A 17,635-nucleotide genomic window follows, 5' to 3' on the forward strand; every position below is an offset into this window, starting at 1 on the left:
TTTGTTATCACTTTTTATAGTGTAACAAGAATTCACCTTGCTGTCTTAAGATGTGCACCATCCTTACGTATATTCTTCATCCAGCACCGTGCGAATCGCCCTGACATACCGGTAGAACGTCTCGTTTTTTGTACTCGATCGATACCGAAAATCGAAACTGTCAAATAACGCTTCCCGTTGACTTCTACTAATCTCAAGCTGTACACTTTGCCCTGTTTTTGTAAGATTATTAATATTATGATTGCTCGTTCCGCTTAGGGTTGCGTGTGCAACTGCAAGTTCAGCAGAAAAACCGTTGCGCTCTAATGAGTTCACAATTTTTTCAGCACGGTCATAGTCTGTTCCGCCAACAAGGGTGTGGTCAATTCCCGGCTCCCCTTTATATCCATGAACAGCTAATACATAATCATGTGCTTTTGCCTGTGCGACTCCGATTGGTTCATCGAAGTTTGTACTTGTAATATGAAGTTCTGATGCATTTTCTCTAAAACCTTCAAATAAGTACGTAGAAAAATCGTTATCAAAAAAATGGACAATCTCACTAACGCCGCCTTCGATTCTCCCGCCATGAGGCGACATCACTAGAAGACGGCTGCCGGGCACTGGATTGGATGTGATTTGATAATGATCTGTTGATTCATTCTCTTCCAGTTCTTTAAAATTGCGATACATATCATTTGAACCGCTTTCGTCTTCTCCACCTGATGACACTGGCTCATCATGTTCCTGTGCTTGCATGGTATAATAGACGCCCCATCCGATGACAAGCAGGAGAAGCAAAGCAAAAAACTTCTTCATTCCCGTTCTCCTTTAACAGATTTCTAAGCCGTTTCTATGATTAATATTGAATCATCATTTCTTTTCATTTTTTCCACATTTTCTCTTCAAATTTGATCATAACACTCTAGATCATGAGATTCCTCAAAAATAAGATAATTGCATTTATATACACAGAAACGCCTTTCCTGATTGAAAACAGAGTTAGAATAGTATGACAAACAAATGAAGTTATGTTTAAAATGACCTAGTCCTACCCAGTCTGTTTTCTTTAATTCGTCTTTTTTTTATGCGAATTTGATTTTTTTCATCTGGAATGAATCACATTTGTATGAGCATTGACCCTGTCTAGAACCCCCCTTTTTTCTGCAGAATCCTCTGTTTTACTGGTTCTCTAAGAAGAACTCTCCCACCTATCATCGGCAGTTTTAATATGATTTCCACCTTTTTCTATTATTTTACAAAATGTAAGCGCTTTTCTTTTTAAAGGGAATGAGTCAGCCGCCAATATGAACAAAAGAAGGGACAAGAATCCGAACAAAGATGCTGTCATGTTCATAACGTAAGAGTGTACGAGAATGGATAGCTAGAATGGAGGGCATCACATGTTTGGATTTTCCATGGTACAAATGGTCAGAACACATGCTAGTAAATTGGATCAGCCTTTAAGAGAGACCGTCCTTCACCTCTATAAGCCTTTTAAGTGGACGCCTTGTTTTCTTCATCGTTTTTTTGAAGGAAGGTTAAAGAAGAGCAAGAAGCTTCGGGTCATCATTGAATTTAAAGAAGATGCAGTCGAAGCAGGTATTCAAAGCACAAAGCAGCTAATGAAAAAAAGCAGAAAAACAAACATCAAAAAACATTTTTCACATATTAACTGCTGCGCAGCTGATCTTACCCCTGCTGCTTTAGAGGAACTCTTAGCAAATGGGGAGCATATTCGCAAAATATATTTAGACAGACAGGTACATGCACTGCTGGATGTGGCGACACAATCAAGTCATGCGGATGAAGTCGTTCGAAATGGCACAACCTTAACCGGTGAAGGCATTACGGTAGCGGTCGTTGACACAGGCATATACCCACATGAGGACTTAGATGGAAGAATTCGCGACTTTGTAGATTTAGTCAAACAAAAAACGAAACCTTACGATGATAACGGTCATGGAACGCATTGCGCTGGGGATGTGGCTGGAGACGGAGCTGCCTCAGACGGCTTATACAAAGGACCCGCTCCAAAAGCCAATATCATTGGGGTAAAAGTGTTAAATAAACAAGGCGCTGGATCACTTTCTACTATTATAGAAGGTGTTGAATGGTGCATACAGTTCAACGAAGACCATCCTGATGACCCAATTCACATTATCAGTATGTCGCTAGGCGGCGATGCGCAGCGTTATGATGACGAACAAGACGATCCGATGGTGCGCGCTGTCAATGCAGCTTGGGATCAAGGGATTGTTGTATGCGTTGCTGCTGGGAACTCCGGTCCTAACAGTCAAACAATCGCAAGCCCTGCCGTGAGTCAAAAAGTCATTACGGTCGGAGCCTATGATGATCGAAATACGCCAGAATCAAGTGACGATGTCGTGGCACCATTTTCGAGCAGAGGTCCAACGGTCTATGGTGAAACAAAGCCCGACCTCCTCGCACCAGGAGTCAATATCGTCTCTCTTAGATCACCAAGATCATTCCTAGATAAACTAGATAAATCAAGTAGAGTCGATGATGATTATACGACGTTATCTGGCACTTCGATGGCGACACCCATTTGTGCCGGTATCTGCGCACTATTATTAGAGCATTCACCAGATTTAACACCTGATGAAGTCAAAGCCTTATTAAAAGAAAATACAAGCAAGTGGTCTGGAGAGGACCCAATGATTTACGGAGCAGGTGCCATCGACGCAGAAAAAGCCATCCAAGAATAAATAAAAAAGCCCTTTACGTTTTTCGTAAAGGGTGTTGTTTTGTCTGTTTTTATGTGTGAAGTCTTTCTTCTACTTGAGCAGCTGACATGTTATGCTTCGTTCTCATACATCTCATCTCCTTTTTGAATGTGCGTACGCGCTTCGATCACAATTTCAAAAAAAGTGGAAGATTCCTTGTACATGTCGCGTTCCTTATAATAATTAGCCGCATCAAGTGCCAATTCCTCTAAATCAGCAAACATTTTTTTGTTTCGTAGTCCCAAAAGGGCTGATCTCAATTGTTCAGAGCTGTCTGTTTCTATATAGAGTGCCTGTAAAAATTGGAATTTCAATTGATAAATTTCATCTCCCAATATAGATGCCTGATTCATGCCTTCCTTTATAGCCTCACTCGCTCGCTCCATATCTTCGAGTTTAAAACAAGTAAGAGCCAGTGAAAACAATGATTTGATCATCGTTGCAGCTTGATCTTTTTGATAAAGTGAAATGGCTTGTTCAAAGAAGACCGTCGCTGTATGATAGGTTCCCATACTATAATGACAAGTTCCTAAGTTATTGAGGGCCATCGCCTTAAAATAAGATGTGCATTCTTTTCTTTCCATTGCTTCACACACTTTTAAAGCTTTTTCTAAATACGGGAGCGCTTTTTGATGCTGACTTACATCAATCCAATTACCTGCCATCACAAAATCGCATTGAATGCTTCTTTTTCCATAAAGCTGATGTTTCTTATAGATGTCTCTCGCTTTTTTCGCATAATGCATAGAAAAATAGGTTTGTTTCATATGATAGTATACTTCAGCAATTTTATAATAAAATTCCGCTTTTTCGATCTCATCTGTCACTAAGATCAGCTGATGTTCCGCATGCTTATAATAGGAAATGGCTTCGATATACCGGTGCTGGGTAAATGCATACATTCCATGAAAAAAATGAAAGTAATAACCCAATAAACCCGTCATCTCATCTTCTGCCTCTTCAATATCTTTTGGAAATGCAACCGCTTGAAGCGATTCATTCCCTGCATGGACTGGCGTTAAGTGCTGAAGCATCATTTGATGGCGAAAATCCATGAGAGAATAATAGAGTAATAAATCTTGATCTTCTTCCATCTCATGAATGTCTTCTTCAACAAGGCGCTTCATATCGTTTGCCTGATCAACTTCAAATTTGCAAATATGTGTGTACCATTGATTGATTTTTACACCTACTTCGGAAGATGGTATTTTGTGTGCCATCCACTTCAGCCCCATTCTATCATATCAAACTGATAACTATTATTTTACATAATTTATGATTTTAAGGCAAATTGTCATTTATTTCATATTTTATGTTGATTTTGCACATTTCTATCTTTTTTACCAAGTTTAAAGAGAGTACTTTTGCCCATCAAAACCTTTTTTCTACGAAGAAGGGTCGAATTCTCTAAGCACTTCTTTTAAACCACTGACATAGCGACTAAATGCTTTTTTCTTTCCTTTTCTCGTATCAAAGTTGTCAAAAAAGGCTTTTCTCTGCGCCGTACTAATTTCTAATTGGACACTTTCGCCACTTGCATTTTGATTATTAATGTTGTTTGGATCCGTTCCAGAGAGGCGCTGGCCTTTTTGCACGAGCTCTGCGGAGAAGCCCCGGTCTTTTAGTTCTCGCACAACCGCATCTTGCATTTTTTCGTTTGTCCCGCCCACAAGTGTATGTCTTCTATCACTTTTATAGCCGTGGATAGATATAGAAAAGGGATATGTTTTAATCATTTGAACCAAAATCGGTTCATCGAATTTTGTACTAGTGATATGCAAGTCACGATTGTTGTCTTGTTTTGTCCCTTCAAATAAATACGTAGAGTACTTCTTTTCAAATGCTTCTACAATTTCACTTGTTCCTGGTTCAATTTCGCCGCCGTGAGGAGAAAAGACAAGTAAGTCACTTCCCCCTTTTTCATGAAACTCTATCTCATAGCCGTCTCTTTCATGCCGTATAAGCTGTTTAAAACTTTCATATTGATCCCCTTTTTTTCGCTCTTTCTTATACTTTTCTACTTCTTCATGATGTTGTTTTTGCTCTTTATTTTCTTGGATAGAATGGCTGCATTTCACCATTAAAAGAGCACACAGGATGAGAAAGATGAATCCACTTATGAGTAGTCTTTTCATTTCACCGCTCCTTTTCATTCTCTTCGATGTCATCTTATCGCATTATTTTACTATCAATCGCTAAAAGAATTCAAAGAATGTCCGGCTCCTTTTCATGAATCAGGAGAACTTACCTGTTTTTTTATGTTGCCCTAGGTATTTTCGGCTTCTTTCAAACGGTTCATGTGCAAGTAAAAACTAAATCCTATGACCTCATTTTAGTTTTAGTCAAAAACACCTACAAAATTGGGAATTTTCATCTTTTTTCAAATAAAAAAGCTGTAAACAAAAGGAATATCTCCTTCTGTTTACAGCCAGTCTCTGTATATCCAGCATTAAACTCTTAATTCATTCTCTAATGCTGTCAGCACTTCATCTTGCGACATGCCTTGTGCAAGTGAAATTTCGCTCACTAACATGCCCCGTGCATCTTCAAGCATCTTCTTTTCACTAGAATTTAAGGCTTTTTTCTGATTACGTCTCATCAGATCTTTGACAACGTCTGCGCCATCTTCAATCGAACCTGTTTTTAGCTTTTTCAGATTTTCATCATATCTTTGCTTCCAAGTAAGCGTGTCGTCGTTTGTTTCTTCTGCAAAATTGTTCATCACAACTTTCAGCGTAGCTTGATCAGCTACCGGACGTATACCTAGTTGATTGATTCTGCCTTTTGGGACCATCATCTGCATATTCGGCATTTGAATCAGAAAATATTCCTGCGTCTTACCTAAAATCTCTTTTTCTTCCATTCCTTCAATCACACCGGCTCCATGCATTGGATAAACAATTTTATCACCTATTTGAAACAAATCCGCCACCTCCGAAAGTATTCACAATATCATTATAACACATTTAAGCAGAGGATAAAAATTTATATTTTATCATGTTAATTTAGCACTAGTCAATTCTTTTTATTTGAGTTTTTAAAGAATTAGCCTTTTTTTACAAAAGGAGCGCCACCATCCAGTCCTCGTACACCTTTCTTGCATATACTAGCATTGAGTCACATTTAGGAGGGATGACAATGTGCAAATGCAAGAGCAAACATTCCCACTCAAAATGCTATAAAAAGCATGACGATCATCACCATATGGATCCGTGTGAAAAAAAGAAGTTTTATCATAAAAAAGATGATTGGTTTGAGAGCGATTTTTGGGATACTTCAAGAAGCTACGATCCCCATTATTTTCCTAAAAGTGTCTGCAGCAGATGTAAGAAGCGTCGCAGAAAAAGACATAGCTTCTCATTTTAGTGTTTGACGCTACACCTGCTTTTTGTTTTCCCGGCTGAAAAGCCGGTTTTTTTGTTACATGTCGTTCTTTTCTTTCATATGGATAGGCTCATGAAACAGGTGCAGTTCATAAGATATGGCAACCTGAAAAAAAGGATGAGATACAAAATGAACAATATGAATAACCAAACCAACCATTACCATCAAGGAAATCCCTATCACACGTTTGAAAATGTGTATACAGCCAATCATGAGCATATGATCGCACCAAACATGCATGACCCTATGAATATGCCAAATCATTATCATACCGGTAAAAAAGATGCTTATAGCGGACACCACCCGCATCATCATTCAGCCTATTCTCCTTTTACGAAGCAGTATGATCCCTATTCAAATGTACAGATGAACGATCACCATCACTTCGGTCACTACGGCGGTTATGGTATGGCTCCCCACCAGCCATACGGCTATCATGATATGCAAATGATGATGCCGGCAAATCATCATATGACAGGAAATGCTTACGGAATGAACCAACCAAATGCATTCCTACCCCGTTATTACTAAAAAACAAGCAAAATAAGGGTATAAAATACCATTTAATGACATATAGGAATATGGTAACCTTATAGGTAAATAATGGATGTAATCATCTATTATTTACCTATAATCAACCAAGGGGGAAGGAAGAAATGAAGAAAACATGGACAATCATTATGATGGGGATGCTGACATTGGTCATGGCACTCTCAGTACCGCTAGCCGCATCAGCTGAAGGGGCTAAAACAGAGGAAGGCAAAGCTTCAACGAATGCAAGGCCAGCTGCCCTTTATGCAAAAATCACAGGAGCAAGTAAACAAGAATGGTCTTTTTCTGACATTGACCTGACTTACCGTCCAAATTCTGTTCTTAGTATTGGTGCAGTTGAATTTACTTTACCAGCAGGTTTTCAAGCCACAACAAAGGATATTATCAACGGAAAAGCTTTAAAAGACAGTTACATTTTGAACAATGGAAAAACTGTTCGCATTCCAGCTCGTTTCGATTTATTCGGAAGTTCCCAATATACATTACAACTTTCTCATAAAGTACTTCCTGCTGCAGGTACATATACGTTCCGCGCAGAAAATCGTGCGATCAGCATTGGTTCCACATTTTATGCAGAGGATACGATTGATATTAATAAACGGCCAGTTGTCGTCACACCGCCAAATCCTTGCGGATGCTAAACAAAAAGCGCTCTTAGAGCGCTTTTTCTCATTTATTACATCTCTTGCCACTGTGCTTACTGCATTTTATATAATTGTTACACCATATCTCATTATGGACTGTCATCATTTAGTTGGCAAACCCAAATATGGCGTTTTTTATTGTTATTTTTGCTCTTTTAGTTTTTTAAAAATCACAAATTGATATACTCCAAATAGTAAGGTTAGAATCATCATTGCGGTAAATAGTTGATCGACTGGAAGCAAAAAATATACGACAAAAAAAGATAAAAGCAAAACAAAGTAACCTATATTGAACGCTTTTTTGAATGTCATCATATTCCCTCCTTTTTAAAATCATATCACGCTTCACCTAATCGTATAACCAAATAACAAAAACCCCTATCCATTTGAGGAAAGGGGTTATCCTTACAACATGACAGCGGGTGTTTATCTTCACATCACAAAAACACGAACCAAACTATCGGATTGAAAAATTAATTGGTGGGCAAACCGATTCACCCACCAGCTAAAATCCTGCTACATCACCCGTTTAAACATCTTTTCCATTTCATAAGTGGAATGATGAATCATAATCGGCCGGCCATGCGGACATGTAAATGGGTCTTGTGTTTGGCGGAGTTCATCTAATAAGGCTTTGATTTCATCGTGACGCAAATGACGATTTGCTTTAATCGAGCCTTTACAGCTCATCATGATCGCCGCTTCTTCTCTCAGTTTCTTGATATCCACACGCTTTTCATCAAGTACTTGCTGAATGATTTCTTCGATGAGTTCAGCCTCTTCTCCTTTAGGAAACCACTGCGGATGCGATCGAACGATATAGCTGCCTGATCCGAATGGCTCTAAGAAGACCCCTACTTTTGCTAAAATATCGATATGCTCTTCAATAATCAACATATCGTTTTTTGAGTAGTGAAAGGTTAATGGAACAAGCATTTCTTGCACTTCCTGTTCAATGTCTCCTACCTTTTCACGAAAGTACTCATACTTGATTCGCTCTTGGGCAGCGTGCTGATCGATGATGTAAAGACCGCGTTCATTTTGAGCCAAAATATACGTTCCGTGCATTTGTCCAATCGGATACATCACAGGGACACGTTCACTTTCAGCCTGATGCTGGGCTGCACTGTCTTCCAGTATCACTTCATCATGTTGTTCATGCGAAGCTGCAGATTCCTCTACATATACATGGTCAAACTTTTCTTCAGACGATGCTGGTAAAGTCGCTTCCGTACTTTCCGGTTCACGCATCCCGTATGTGTCGTTCTGACTGGTCTCGTATACAGCCGATTCAAGCGAGTCCAGCTCATAGGAAACAGGTGTTTCCATTCGGCTTTTCATTGTTTGTTTAGAATCAAAAGATAAAGATTGCTGCTCATTTTTCACTGCTGGCATTGGTGCTTTTTTTGGCACTGAAGCACTTGGAATAAGCTGCTGCTTTTGAAAGACGTCCTTAATCCCTTGTTTGATCAATTCATGAAGTTCCTGCTCTTTACTTAGTCTGACTTCAAGTTTAGAAGGATGTACGTTCACATCGACTAAAATGGGGTCCATCTTCATCTCAATAAATGTAATCGGATGGCGTCCGATCGGAAGCAGTGTATGGTATCCTTCATGAATGGCTTTTACCAGCGGGAAATGCTTGACGTATCTGCCATTGACAACAGAAGACATATAATTACGTGATGCCCTTGTCACTTCTGGTAAGGAAATATAGCCTTTTACTTCAAAATCAAGTGATTGTACATGTAGTGGCAGCATTTTTTTGGCCACTGCCGTTCCATAAATGGCCGCAAGCACATGCCGCACATCTCCGTTTCCATTTGTTTGAAGCAGCACTTTTCCTTGATGTCGCAAACGAATCGACACTTCTGGATGAGCAAGTGCAATTCGGTTCACAACATCAGAAATGTTGCCAAGCTCCGTATGAACAGTTTTCATGTATTTTAGACGGGCTGGCGTATTATAAAATAAATTGGTGACCACAATTTCGGTGCCGCGACGGCCAGAGGTTTTTTTCTCCGAAATGATTTTCCCGCCTTGGAGAGCTAAGTGTGTTCCAGCACCTTCACCGGTACTTGTCTTCATTTCTAAGTGAGAGACAGAGGCAATACTTGGCAGCGCCTCCCCCCTGAAACCGAGCGTCCTGACACGAAACAGATCATTTTCATCTTTGATTTTACTCGTCGCATGACGCTGAAAGGCGAGCTTACAATCTTCAGCATCGATTCCCACCCCATTATCAATAATTCTAATAGAAGAAAGTCCTGCTTCTTCTACATCGATTTCAATGACAGTACTACTAGCATCGATCGCATTTTCCACGAGCTCCTTCACAACAGAAGCCGGGCGTTCGACCACTTCACCAGCTGCAATTTTATTTGATAGGTCATCGGATAACTGAATAATCTTTGCCATTTCTTGCTCACCTCACCTTACATTATAATTTCTTTTGCAATTCATATAGCTTTGTCATCGCTTCAAGCGGTGTCATATCCATTAAATTAAATGACTTCAATTCTTCGATCACTGCTTGATCTTTGTTTTTCAGCACAGGTTTTGTTTGCGGTTTTTCTTCCACTTCAAAGAAAGAAAGCTGCTGTTTTTCCTCAGCCATTTCTTTTTTCGGGGCTTTAGAGACGCGCGGAATCACTTCATGTGATCCGCTCTCAAGCTCCGTTAAGATGGTCTGGGCTCGATCAATGATCGCATCAGGCAGTTCAGCAAGCTGCGCTACATGGATGCCGTAGCTTTTATCCGCTGCACCTTCTTTGATTTGATGTAAGAAAACAACTGTTCCTTCATGCTCTTCAGCTCGCACGTGGACATTTTTCAGTTCGCTTAATTGGGATTCCAGTACCGTCAGTTCATGATAATGAGTGGAGAAAAGGGTTTTGGCACCAATATGATCATGCACAAATTCAATGATTGCCTGTGCAAGAGCCATTCCATCATAAGTGCTTGTCCCGCGTCCAATTTCATCAAATAAAATCAAGCTGTTCTTTGTCGCATGTACCATCGCATTTTTTGCTTCGAGCATCTCTACCATAAAAGTACTTTGACCAGAAATCAAATCATCTGCCGCCCCAATACGTGTAAAGATTTGATCAAAAATCGGAAGGGTTGCCTTTGATGCTGGCACAAAACAGCCAATTTGCGCAAGAATCGATATCAATGCCATTTGTCTCATATATGTGCTTTTCCCTGACATATTCGGACCAGTAATGAGCAAGGTTTGTCTCCCTTTGCCCATTTGGCAGTCATTCGGCACATACTCTTGATGATCCATCACTTTTTCAACAACAGGATGACGACCATCAATGACTTCCACTTCATCTGATGAAAATTCAGGGCGAACATAACGCCGTTTTTCACTCACAGTGGCAAAGCATTGCAGCGCATCAAGCTCACTCATTTGTTTTGCGAGCAACTGTAATCTAGGAATATAGGCTTTTACTTGTTCCCGAAGCGCAGAAAATAGTTCATATTCCAATTCACTAATATTTGATTCCGCCTCAAGAATAAGGGCTTCTTTTTCTTTCAATTCAGGTGTAATATACCGCTCTGCATTGGCAAGGGTTTGTTTTCTTTCATAACGGCCTTCTTCTAATAAATGCGTATTTGCACGGGTCACTTCGATATAGTAGCCAAACACTTTATTAAAGCCGACTTTCAACGATCGAATGCCTGTATATTCTCTTTCTTGCTGTTCAAGACGAGCGATCCAGTCTTTCCCGTTTCGGCTCGCATCACGATATTCATCTAATTTTGCATTGTAGCCGTCTTTAATCAAATTGCCTTCTTTTAACGTCATCGGCGGATTCTCATAAAGAGCATCTTCTAATAAATTAAGTAAATCACCGCATGGGTCAATGTCATTTGCTCTAGATTTCGCCATTTCCTCCGGGAGAGAATGGACAAGCTCTTTAATAGCCGGCACTTGCTTGAGAGATTCTTTCAATTGAATAAGATCACGAGCATTCACATTTCCAAATGCCACACGGCCTGCTAGACGTTCAAGATCATACACTTGCTTTAAACGTTCTCGCAGATCCTCTCGCTCAAAGAAATGTTCCATCAGAATTTGCACCATTTCCTGGCGTTCTTTGATTTGTGAAAGGCGGATGAGCGGACGATCGATCCATTGCTTGAGCAGTCTTCCGCCCATTGCCGTTTTTGTTTCATCTAATAGCCATAATAAAGAACCCTTCTTGCTTTTTGAACGGATGGTTTCTGTTAATTCAAGGTTTCGTTTTGAGTAAAGATCAATTTTCATCGTTTGTTCAAGCTGAAACACTTGAACTTGCTGAAGATGATCAAGACTCCTTTTTTGCGTTCTTCTTAAGTATGCATAGAGTGTTAAAAATGCTCTTTTCAGATGTTCGTCAAGATGAGCAACGAGTCGTTCAGCTTCATCTATTAATTCAGCGCTATCTTCGTATGAGATGGTCGCTTGGCAGCGTTCCTTCAGGGTTTTCACCGTTTCTTCATCGAGCTGCTTTGATACCACAATCTCTTTTGCACCGACAGAATAAATTTCAGACACAACTTCATCTAACCGTTCAATGAAAGCCGCCATGTTTTCACCTGTTGATAAATCGGAAAGCGCAAGACCGTAGCCATTTTGAAAGCTGGAAACAGACGCGATAAAGTTATTTTCGTTTTCATTCAGTCCTTTGCCATCCATGACCGTACCTGGTGTAATTAGTTGAACGACCTCTCTTTTGACCACACCTTTTGCCGTTTTAGGGTCTTCCACCTGCTCACAAATGGCGACTTTATAGCCTTTTTCTATCAGTTGTTCTATGTATGCAGACGCAGAATGATATGGAACACCACACATTGGAATCGTGCCGCCATCCCTGCTCGTTAACGTAATTTCTAATTCTTGTGCTGCTTCTTTTGCATCATCAAAAAACATTTCATAAAAATCGCCTAAGCGAAAAAATAAAAAGGCATCTTGGTAATCTGCCTTGATCTTTAAATATTGCTGTATCATGGGCGTATAACTTGCCATATTTCTAATCCCTCACTATATTACTTTCGAATTCATACCATCTTTCATTATAGCATAAAAATTCACCTTTTTTCCTTAGATCAAGGCACAAAAAAACTAGGGGGATATGCGCCCTAGTCACCAATTACTCTTCTGGATCACCCGCGAGGAATTCTGGATGAATATCTTCTAATTCCTCATCCACTTCTTCTTCCCATTCGTGATCATCTTTTTCTTTCCAGCTTGAATTGACTTCTACAACAATTTTGGTTTCCCCTACTACTTCAGCAATGAATTCACGCTCTGCTTGAACGACAATTTTATTGCCATTTGGAGAAATTGTGACTTCTAAGCAATTGGGCTGCTGTAAGACTTTCGCAATCACTTCGTGCTCATCATCAAGGAAGTTTTTATCTTTATATCTCAGTTTGATGATATCTACATATTTTACACGTTCTGTGACCACTTCGGTTTTCGTGTTGTCTGCGTAAGAATACCACACGTTAATATCAAATGTACCTTCAATCTCAACTGTTTTACCGACCTTTTCAGCATCATACTTATGATTAATGATCCAACCGCCTAGGATGCTGGTTGGTTTTTGCGATGGAGAAATGGTGTGTGTGCTTTGGGTAAATTTCCTCCCTTTTGCAACCACCGCTTTTGTAATAATTTCTCTGTATTCAGACATTCCGGCATGCCTCCTTGTTCTTGATCGTTTTATCTTATGCTGGGCATTCGTCTAGTGTGTCACGATTTTGAGTCTCATGTTCAATTAAATTCATTTCTGTTTCAGTGTATGCATGGTCGCCCATAAACTTGCCTTGAAAATTGGAAAAGTTGGAGAGTGAGAGATTGGGGTTGATGGAAGCTGAAGGAGAAAGAAGGTATGCAATTCTTACATCAGAAAACAAAAAACCCCGCATCTGCGGGGTTTTCTCATTTAATGGAGCAACTTGGGGATGAGTTTTTCACTTTTGAACCGGTTTCTCCTAATAAGAGGTCACCGCCGGTTGAAAGAATGATTTCATCCGTTACTTGATTAGAAATCGTGTGCGCTACAAGCTGAAGCAGGGAATTAACCTCTGTTTGTGATTCTTTGAATTCTTGAATCACTGGGATCTCATCCAGTTCTTCTTGCAGGGCATCAATTTTTTCTTCCACTTGTTTTAAGGCTTCATGTTTGCCATAATGCTTTAAATTCACAGCTTGCTTTTGAAGCGCCTTAATTTGATTAATGATCGCTGCAATTTTTGTATTTTCATTGATTTGCGCTTCTGCTTTTTTGAAGAAATCAACTTCTTCTGTTTCAGAAATCATTTTCGCGAGCTCTCTTGCGCGCTCGACAATCTCTTTCTTTGAATAAAGCGTCATTTTAATTCACCTCGATAGCTTCTCCAACCATTTCTCCGTCAAGAGACCAAGTTTTGGCTTGTGTGATTTTCACTTTGACGATGTTGCCAATCGCTTCTTTTGGTGCTTTAAAATTCACAAGCTTGCTTTTACTTGTATATCCGGCTAGGATCTCAGGGTTGTTTTTACTTTCACCCTCTACTAATACTTCGACAGTCTGCCCTTCATATTCCTTCATTTTTTTCGCAGAAATTTCATTTACGAGTGCATTCAGGCGCTGCAGACGTTCTTTTTTGACACGCATTGGCACGTTGTCTTTCATATTGGCTGCTGGTGTTCCTTCTCTTGGAGAGTAAATGAACGTATAAGCCGCATCAAACTCAACCTCACGATAGAGGGAAAGCGTCTCTTCAAACTGCTCATCTGTTTCATTTGGGAACCCAACGATAATGTCCGTTGTTAATGAAGCATTTGGCATTGCCTCTTTGATTTTGCGCACTAGGTCAAGGTAACGTTCACGGTCGTATTTTCTTGCCATGAGTTTCAGCACAGAAGAACTTCCTGATTGAACCGGCAAATGAATATGATCGAGAAGGTTTCCGCCTTTGGCAAGCACTTCAATTAAGTGATCATCAAAGTCACGCGGGTGGCTTGTTGTAAAACGGATACGTGGAATATCGATTTTACGCAGCTCATCCATTAGGTGACCAAGACCATATTCCATGTCTTCAAAATCTTTTCCATACGCATTCACGTTTTGACCAAGAAGGGTAATTTCTTTATATCCTTCTGCTGCTAAGCGTCTGACCTCTTGAATAATTTCATCCGGACGGCGGCTTCTTTCCTTACCGCGCGTGTAAGGGACGATACAGTATGTACAGAATTTATCACAGCCGTACATAATATTCACCCAGCCCTTAATTTTTCCTTGGCGGGCTCTCGGAAGATTTTCAATCACATCGCCTTCTTTAGACCAAACCTCAATGACCATTTCTTTTGAAAGGTAGCATTCAGATAATAGCTCTGGCAGGCGGTGAATGTTGTGGGTACCGAAAATCAAGTCAACAAATGGGTGTTTCTTTAAAATACGGTTAACGACCGATTCTTCTTGCGACATGCATCCGCAGACGCCTAAGATTAAATCTGGCTTTTCACGCTTTAATGCTTTTAAATGACCAAGCTCTCCAAACACTTTGTTTTCTGCATTCTCACGAATGGCACAAGTGTTTAATAAGATGACATTCGCATCTTCAGTCGAATTTGTTGGTTCATAACCAAGCGCCATAAAAATACCAGCCATCACTTCTGTGTCATGCTCATTCATTTGACAGCCATATGTGCGAATATAAAACTTGCGGCCGTTTCCTAACCCTTGAAAACGCTCGTCAATTTGAAATTGATTGTATTCGACTTCTTCTTTACCCCGTTTTTTTGCATCTTTTAAGGAAGGCGGAATGTACACAGCTTCAAAATACTGGCTGTAGTCCTTCTCGGATTTTTTGTCCGATGAACTTACTTGTCCGCTCGCTTTTCTCTGCTCTTCATTCATGAATTTGTACTCCTTTCAAACCAAGCTCCACCCTACAGTATAGACTATTTTGTCGTGAAATGAAAATAAATTCATATGTGTTTTTTCTATGAAAAATGTCTATCATCTGGACAGTCATCAATACTCTTGATCAAAAGAAAAGAGAGCCTCAGCTCTCTCAATCAAGTATATTCAGTTTTTTTGCTTCTTCTTCGATGATTGTCAGTGCACGGTCAAGCTCTTCTTTTGTGTGCTCTGCTGTGATGATGGCTCTAATTCTCGCTTTTCCTTTCGCTACAGTTGGGAAAGCAATGCCTTGAGCGAAAACGCCGCGCTCGATTAATGCTTTTGAAAACCGGAAAGTGAGTGCCTCGTCTCCAATCATCATTGGAATAATAGGCGTTTCTGTTGGTGCCACCTCAAATCCAAGACTGATGACTTTTTCTTTAAAATAGGCTGCGTTCTCCCAAAGTGTTTCAATGCGTTCCGGTTCGTCTAACAGCACTTCAATGGCTTCTTCACAGGCTCTTGTGACAGCCGGCGGATGTGAGGTGCTGAATAAAAACGGTCTTGCTTTATGCTTTAAGTAATCGATTAAAACGGCAGAACCAGCGACGTAACCGCCTAACACACCAACTGCCTTACTAAGTGTGCCAACCTGAATATGCACTCTGCCGTCAAGTTGAAAATGATTCACTGTTCCGCGCCCATTTTCACCAAGTACTCCAGACGCATGGGCATCGTCTACCATCACAAAGGCATCATATGTTTCTGCAAGTCTTACAATCTCAGGAAGCGGTGCAATATCTCCATCCATTGAGAACACACCATCTGTCACGATAAGACGGACGCGGTAATTCATCGATTTCTTTAAAATTTTCTCAAGCTCTTCCATATTAGAATGAGCATATACTTTTTTATCTGCTTTTGTTAAGCGAATCCCATCGATGATTGAGGCATGGTTCAGCTCATCTGAAATGACAATATCATCTTTTGTGAGAATGCTGGATAAGACCCCTTGGTTGGTCGTAAAGCCTGATTGGAATACAAGGGCTGCCTCTGTCTTTTTAAAAGCGGCGAGCTTTTTTTCAAGCCGTTCATGCATTGTCATCGTTCCAGCAATGGTTCGTACAGATCCTGTTCCAGCACCGAATTCATCAATCGCCTCTTTTGCCGCTTTCATCAGCCTTGGATGTGAGGTGAGACCTAAGTAGTTATTTGAAGAGAGTTGTATGACGGATTGTTCATTTAATGTCACCGTGGATGATTGTTTGGAATCGATTTCTTTCAGTGTTTGATGGGTGCCTTGCTGCTTCATTGTGTCCAATTCATCTTGTAAATACGTAAATTCTTTCATCATTTCGTCCCCCTTTGATATGATGGCATGATCAGTACGACCTTCCCGCACGTACCATTTCTCATGAGTTCAAATCCCTTTTCAAAATCTTCAAACGGCAGCGTATGAGTGATAACCGGCTGTACATCAATGGTATTCGTTCTTAAAAGTTCAGATACTTGACGCCACGTCTCAAACATTTTTCTCCCCGTGATCCCTTGCACGGTTAATCCCCTAAAAACAATTTGATTCGTAATGTCAATGGTTACCGGCCGCTCTGGCAAACTTAGTATATTCACTTTCCCTCCATTTGCACAAGCTTCGAGTGCTTGATTAATCGCAACGGGATGTCCTGACATCTCACACATCACGTCTGCCCCTTCCATCCGCGTGAGCTGCTTGATCATGGCAACAGGATCATCTTTTCCGATATCCACGATATGATCTGCACCCATTTTACGGGCAAGATCCAGTCTGTATTCATTTTTATCAACAGCGAACACTTGGACAGCCCCGGAGGCTTTTGCAACCGCAATCGCCATTAAACCAATGGGCCCGCAGCCAAAAACCGCCACTGACTTTCCTGAAACAGGTGTATGCAGAACTGTATGAACAGCATTTCCAAGCGGTTCTTGAATAGATGCAAGTTCCACTGGCATTTGAGCTGGATTATGCCACACATTTTGTTCTGGTACTTTGACATATTCAGCAAAACAGCCATCAATGTCGACCCCTAAAATTTTCGTTTCGCTGCACAAATGCTGCTGACCCGTTAAACACATGTAACACTGATTACAGACAATATGCGTCTCAGCCGATACAAAATCCCCTACTTTTGCTCGAGAGACTTGGTTCCCCGTTTTGACAACTTCCCCTGTGAATTCATGACCAAAAATGTACGGTGCTTTGACTCTCCGCTTCGCCCAATCATCCCAATTATAAATATGCACATCCGTTCCGCATATTGATGTAGCCTTTACCTGGATGAGCACTTCATGATCACTTATTTCTGGAATCGGCATTTGCATCATCGTTGCTCCGTAAGCGCTTTCTTTTTTAACAATCGCTTTCATCGTTCCACACATGACGTACAACCCCTTTGTTAAAAAACTTCTC

Annotated in this window: 15 protein-coding genes; 3 read left to right on the forward strand and 12 right to left on the reverse strand. The window is 40.4% G+C overall.

Going from position 1 to position 17,635, the window contains the following annotated elements:
• Positions 1-63 precede the first annotated feature (63 nt).
• On the reverse strand, positions 64-798 hold the full coding sequence (locus N521_RS14965; RefSeq protein ID WP_017359039.1) for a poly-gamma-glutamate hydrolase family protein: 735 nt from the start codon (positions 796-798) through the stop codon (positions 64-66).
• A gap of 584 nt (positions 799-1,382) precedes the next feature.
• On the opposite strand from N521_RS14965, the gene N521_RS14970 reads away from it, so the two are divergent.
• The gene (locus N521_RS14970; protein WP_017367283.1) at positions 1,383-2,708 is read left to right on the forward strand and encodes a S8 family peptidase; all 1,326 of its coding nucleotides are present in this window, start codon (positions 1,383-1,385) and stop codon (positions 2,706-2,708) included.
• Between the two features lie 89 nt (positions 2,709-2,797).
• Here the strand turns inward: N521_RS14970 and N521_RS14975 are convergent, their stop codons facing one another.
• The 3 genes from N521_RS14975 to N521_RS14985 all read right to left on the reverse strand — a co-directional run bounded on the left by N521_RS14975 (position 2,798) and on the right by N521_RS14985 (position 5,649).
• Complete coding sequence (locus N521_RS14975; protein WP_025207365.1) at positions 2,798-3,946, reverse strand: Rap family tetratricopeptide repeat protein; 1,149 nt, start codon at positions 3,944-3,946, stop codon at positions 2,798-2,800.
• A 165-nt stretch (positions 3,947-4,111) separates the two neighbouring features.
• Positions 4,112-4,861, reverse strand: coding sequence for a poly-gamma-glutamate hydrolase family protein (locus N521_RS14980; protein ID WP_035391999.1), 750 nt, complete (start codon positions 4,859-4,861; stop codon positions 4,112-4,114).
• A gap of 314 nt (positions 4,862-5,175) precedes the next feature.
• On the reverse strand, positions 5,176-5,649 hold the full coding sequence (locus N521_RS14985; RefSeq protein ID WP_007499456.1) for a CarD family transcriptional regulator: 474 nt from the start codon (positions 5,647-5,649) through the stop codon (positions 5,176-5,178).
• Between the two features lie 590 nt (positions 5,650-6,239).
• Here N521_RS14985 and N521_RS14995 point away from each other — a divergent pair.
• The gene (locus N521_RS14995; protein ID WP_169476032.1) at positions 6,240-6,641 is read left to right on the forward strand and encodes a hypothetical protein; all 402 of its coding nucleotides are present in this window, start codon (positions 6,240-6,242) and stop codon (positions 6,639-6,641) included.
• A gap of 125 nt (positions 6,642-6,766) precedes the next feature.
• Positions 6,767-7,303 (forward strand): biofilm surface layer hydrophobin BslA, encoded by a 537-nt coding sequence (gene bslA, locus N521_RS15000; RefSeq protein WP_017359045.1) that lies wholly within the window; start codon positions 6,767-6,769, stop codon positions 7,301-7,303.
• A 144-nt stretch (positions 7,304-7,447) separates the two neighbouring features.
• On the opposite strand, the gene N521_RS19700 is transcribed toward bslA, so the two are convergent.
• From N521_RS19700 to tdh, 8 genes are all read right to left on the reverse strand, one after another.
• Positions 7,448-7,618, reverse strand: coding sequence for a hypothetical protein (locus N521_RS19700; RefSeq protein WP_017359046.1), 171 nt, complete (start codon positions 7,616-7,618; stop codon positions 7,448-7,450).
• Positions 7,619-7,822: 204 nt separating this feature from the next.
• Positions 7,823-9,724 carry a DNA mismatch repair endonuclease MutL gene (gene mutL, locus N521_RS15005; protein ID WP_035392004.1) on the reverse strand — a complete coding sequence of 634 codons (1,902 nt, stop codon included), beginning with the start codon at positions 9,722-9,724 and terminating at the stop codon, positions 7,823-7,825.
• A gap of 22 nt (positions 9,725-9,746) precedes the next feature.
• Positions 9,747-12,323 carry a DNA mismatch repair protein MutS gene (gene mutS, locus N521_RS15010; RefSeq protein ID WP_035392008.1) on the reverse strand — a complete coding sequence of 859 codons (2,577 nt, stop codon included), beginning with the start codon at positions 12,321-12,323 and terminating at the stop codon, positions 9,747-9,749.
• 124 nt (positions 12,324-12,447) lie between these two features.
• Positions 12,448-12,993, reverse strand: coding sequence for an outer spore coat protein CotE (gene cotE, locus N521_RS15015; RefSeq protein WP_007499466.1), 546 nt, complete (start codon positions 12,991-12,993; stop codon positions 12,448-12,450).
• 248 nt (positions 12,994-13,241) lie between these two features.
• Positions 13,242-13,676: a regulatory iron-sulfur-containing complex subunit RicA gene (locus N521_RS15020; protein WP_008344661.1), complete on the reverse strand. Its 435-nt coding sequence runs from the start codon at positions 13,674-13,676 to the stop codon at positions 13,242-13,244.
• Between the two features lies 1 nt (position 13,677).
• Positions 13,678-15,204, reverse strand: a complete 1,527-nt coding sequence (gene miaB, locus N521_RS15025; protein WP_007499471.1) for a tRNA (N6-isopentenyl adenosine(37)-C2)-methylthiotransferase MiaB — start codon at positions 15,202-15,204, stop codon at positions 13,678-13,680.
• A 157-nt stretch (positions 15,205-15,361) separates the two neighbouring features.
• The gene (locus N521_RS15030) at positions 15,362-16,543 is read right to left on the reverse strand and encodes a glycine C-acetyltransferase (RefSeq protein ID WP_098680356.1); all 1,182 of its coding nucleotides are present in this window, start codon (positions 16,541-16,543) and stop codon (positions 15,362-15,364) included.
• Positions 16,540-17,604: an L-threonine 3-dehydrogenase gene (tdh, locus tag N521_RS15035; RefSeq protein WP_017367275.1), complete on the reverse strand. Its 1,065-nt coding sequence runs from the start codon at positions 17,602-17,604 to the stop codon at positions 16,540-16,542. The genes N521_RS15030 and tdh overlap by 4 nt, the downstream gene beginning before the upstream one ends.
• Positions 17,605-17,635: the final 31 nt, after the last annotated feature.

Source organism: Bacillus sp. UNC125MFCrub1.1, assembly GCF_000701305.1.
In the GTDB taxonomy this organism is placed as follows: domain Bacteria; phylum Bacillota; class Bacilli; order Bacillales; family Bacillaceae; genus Bacillus; species Bacillus altitudinis.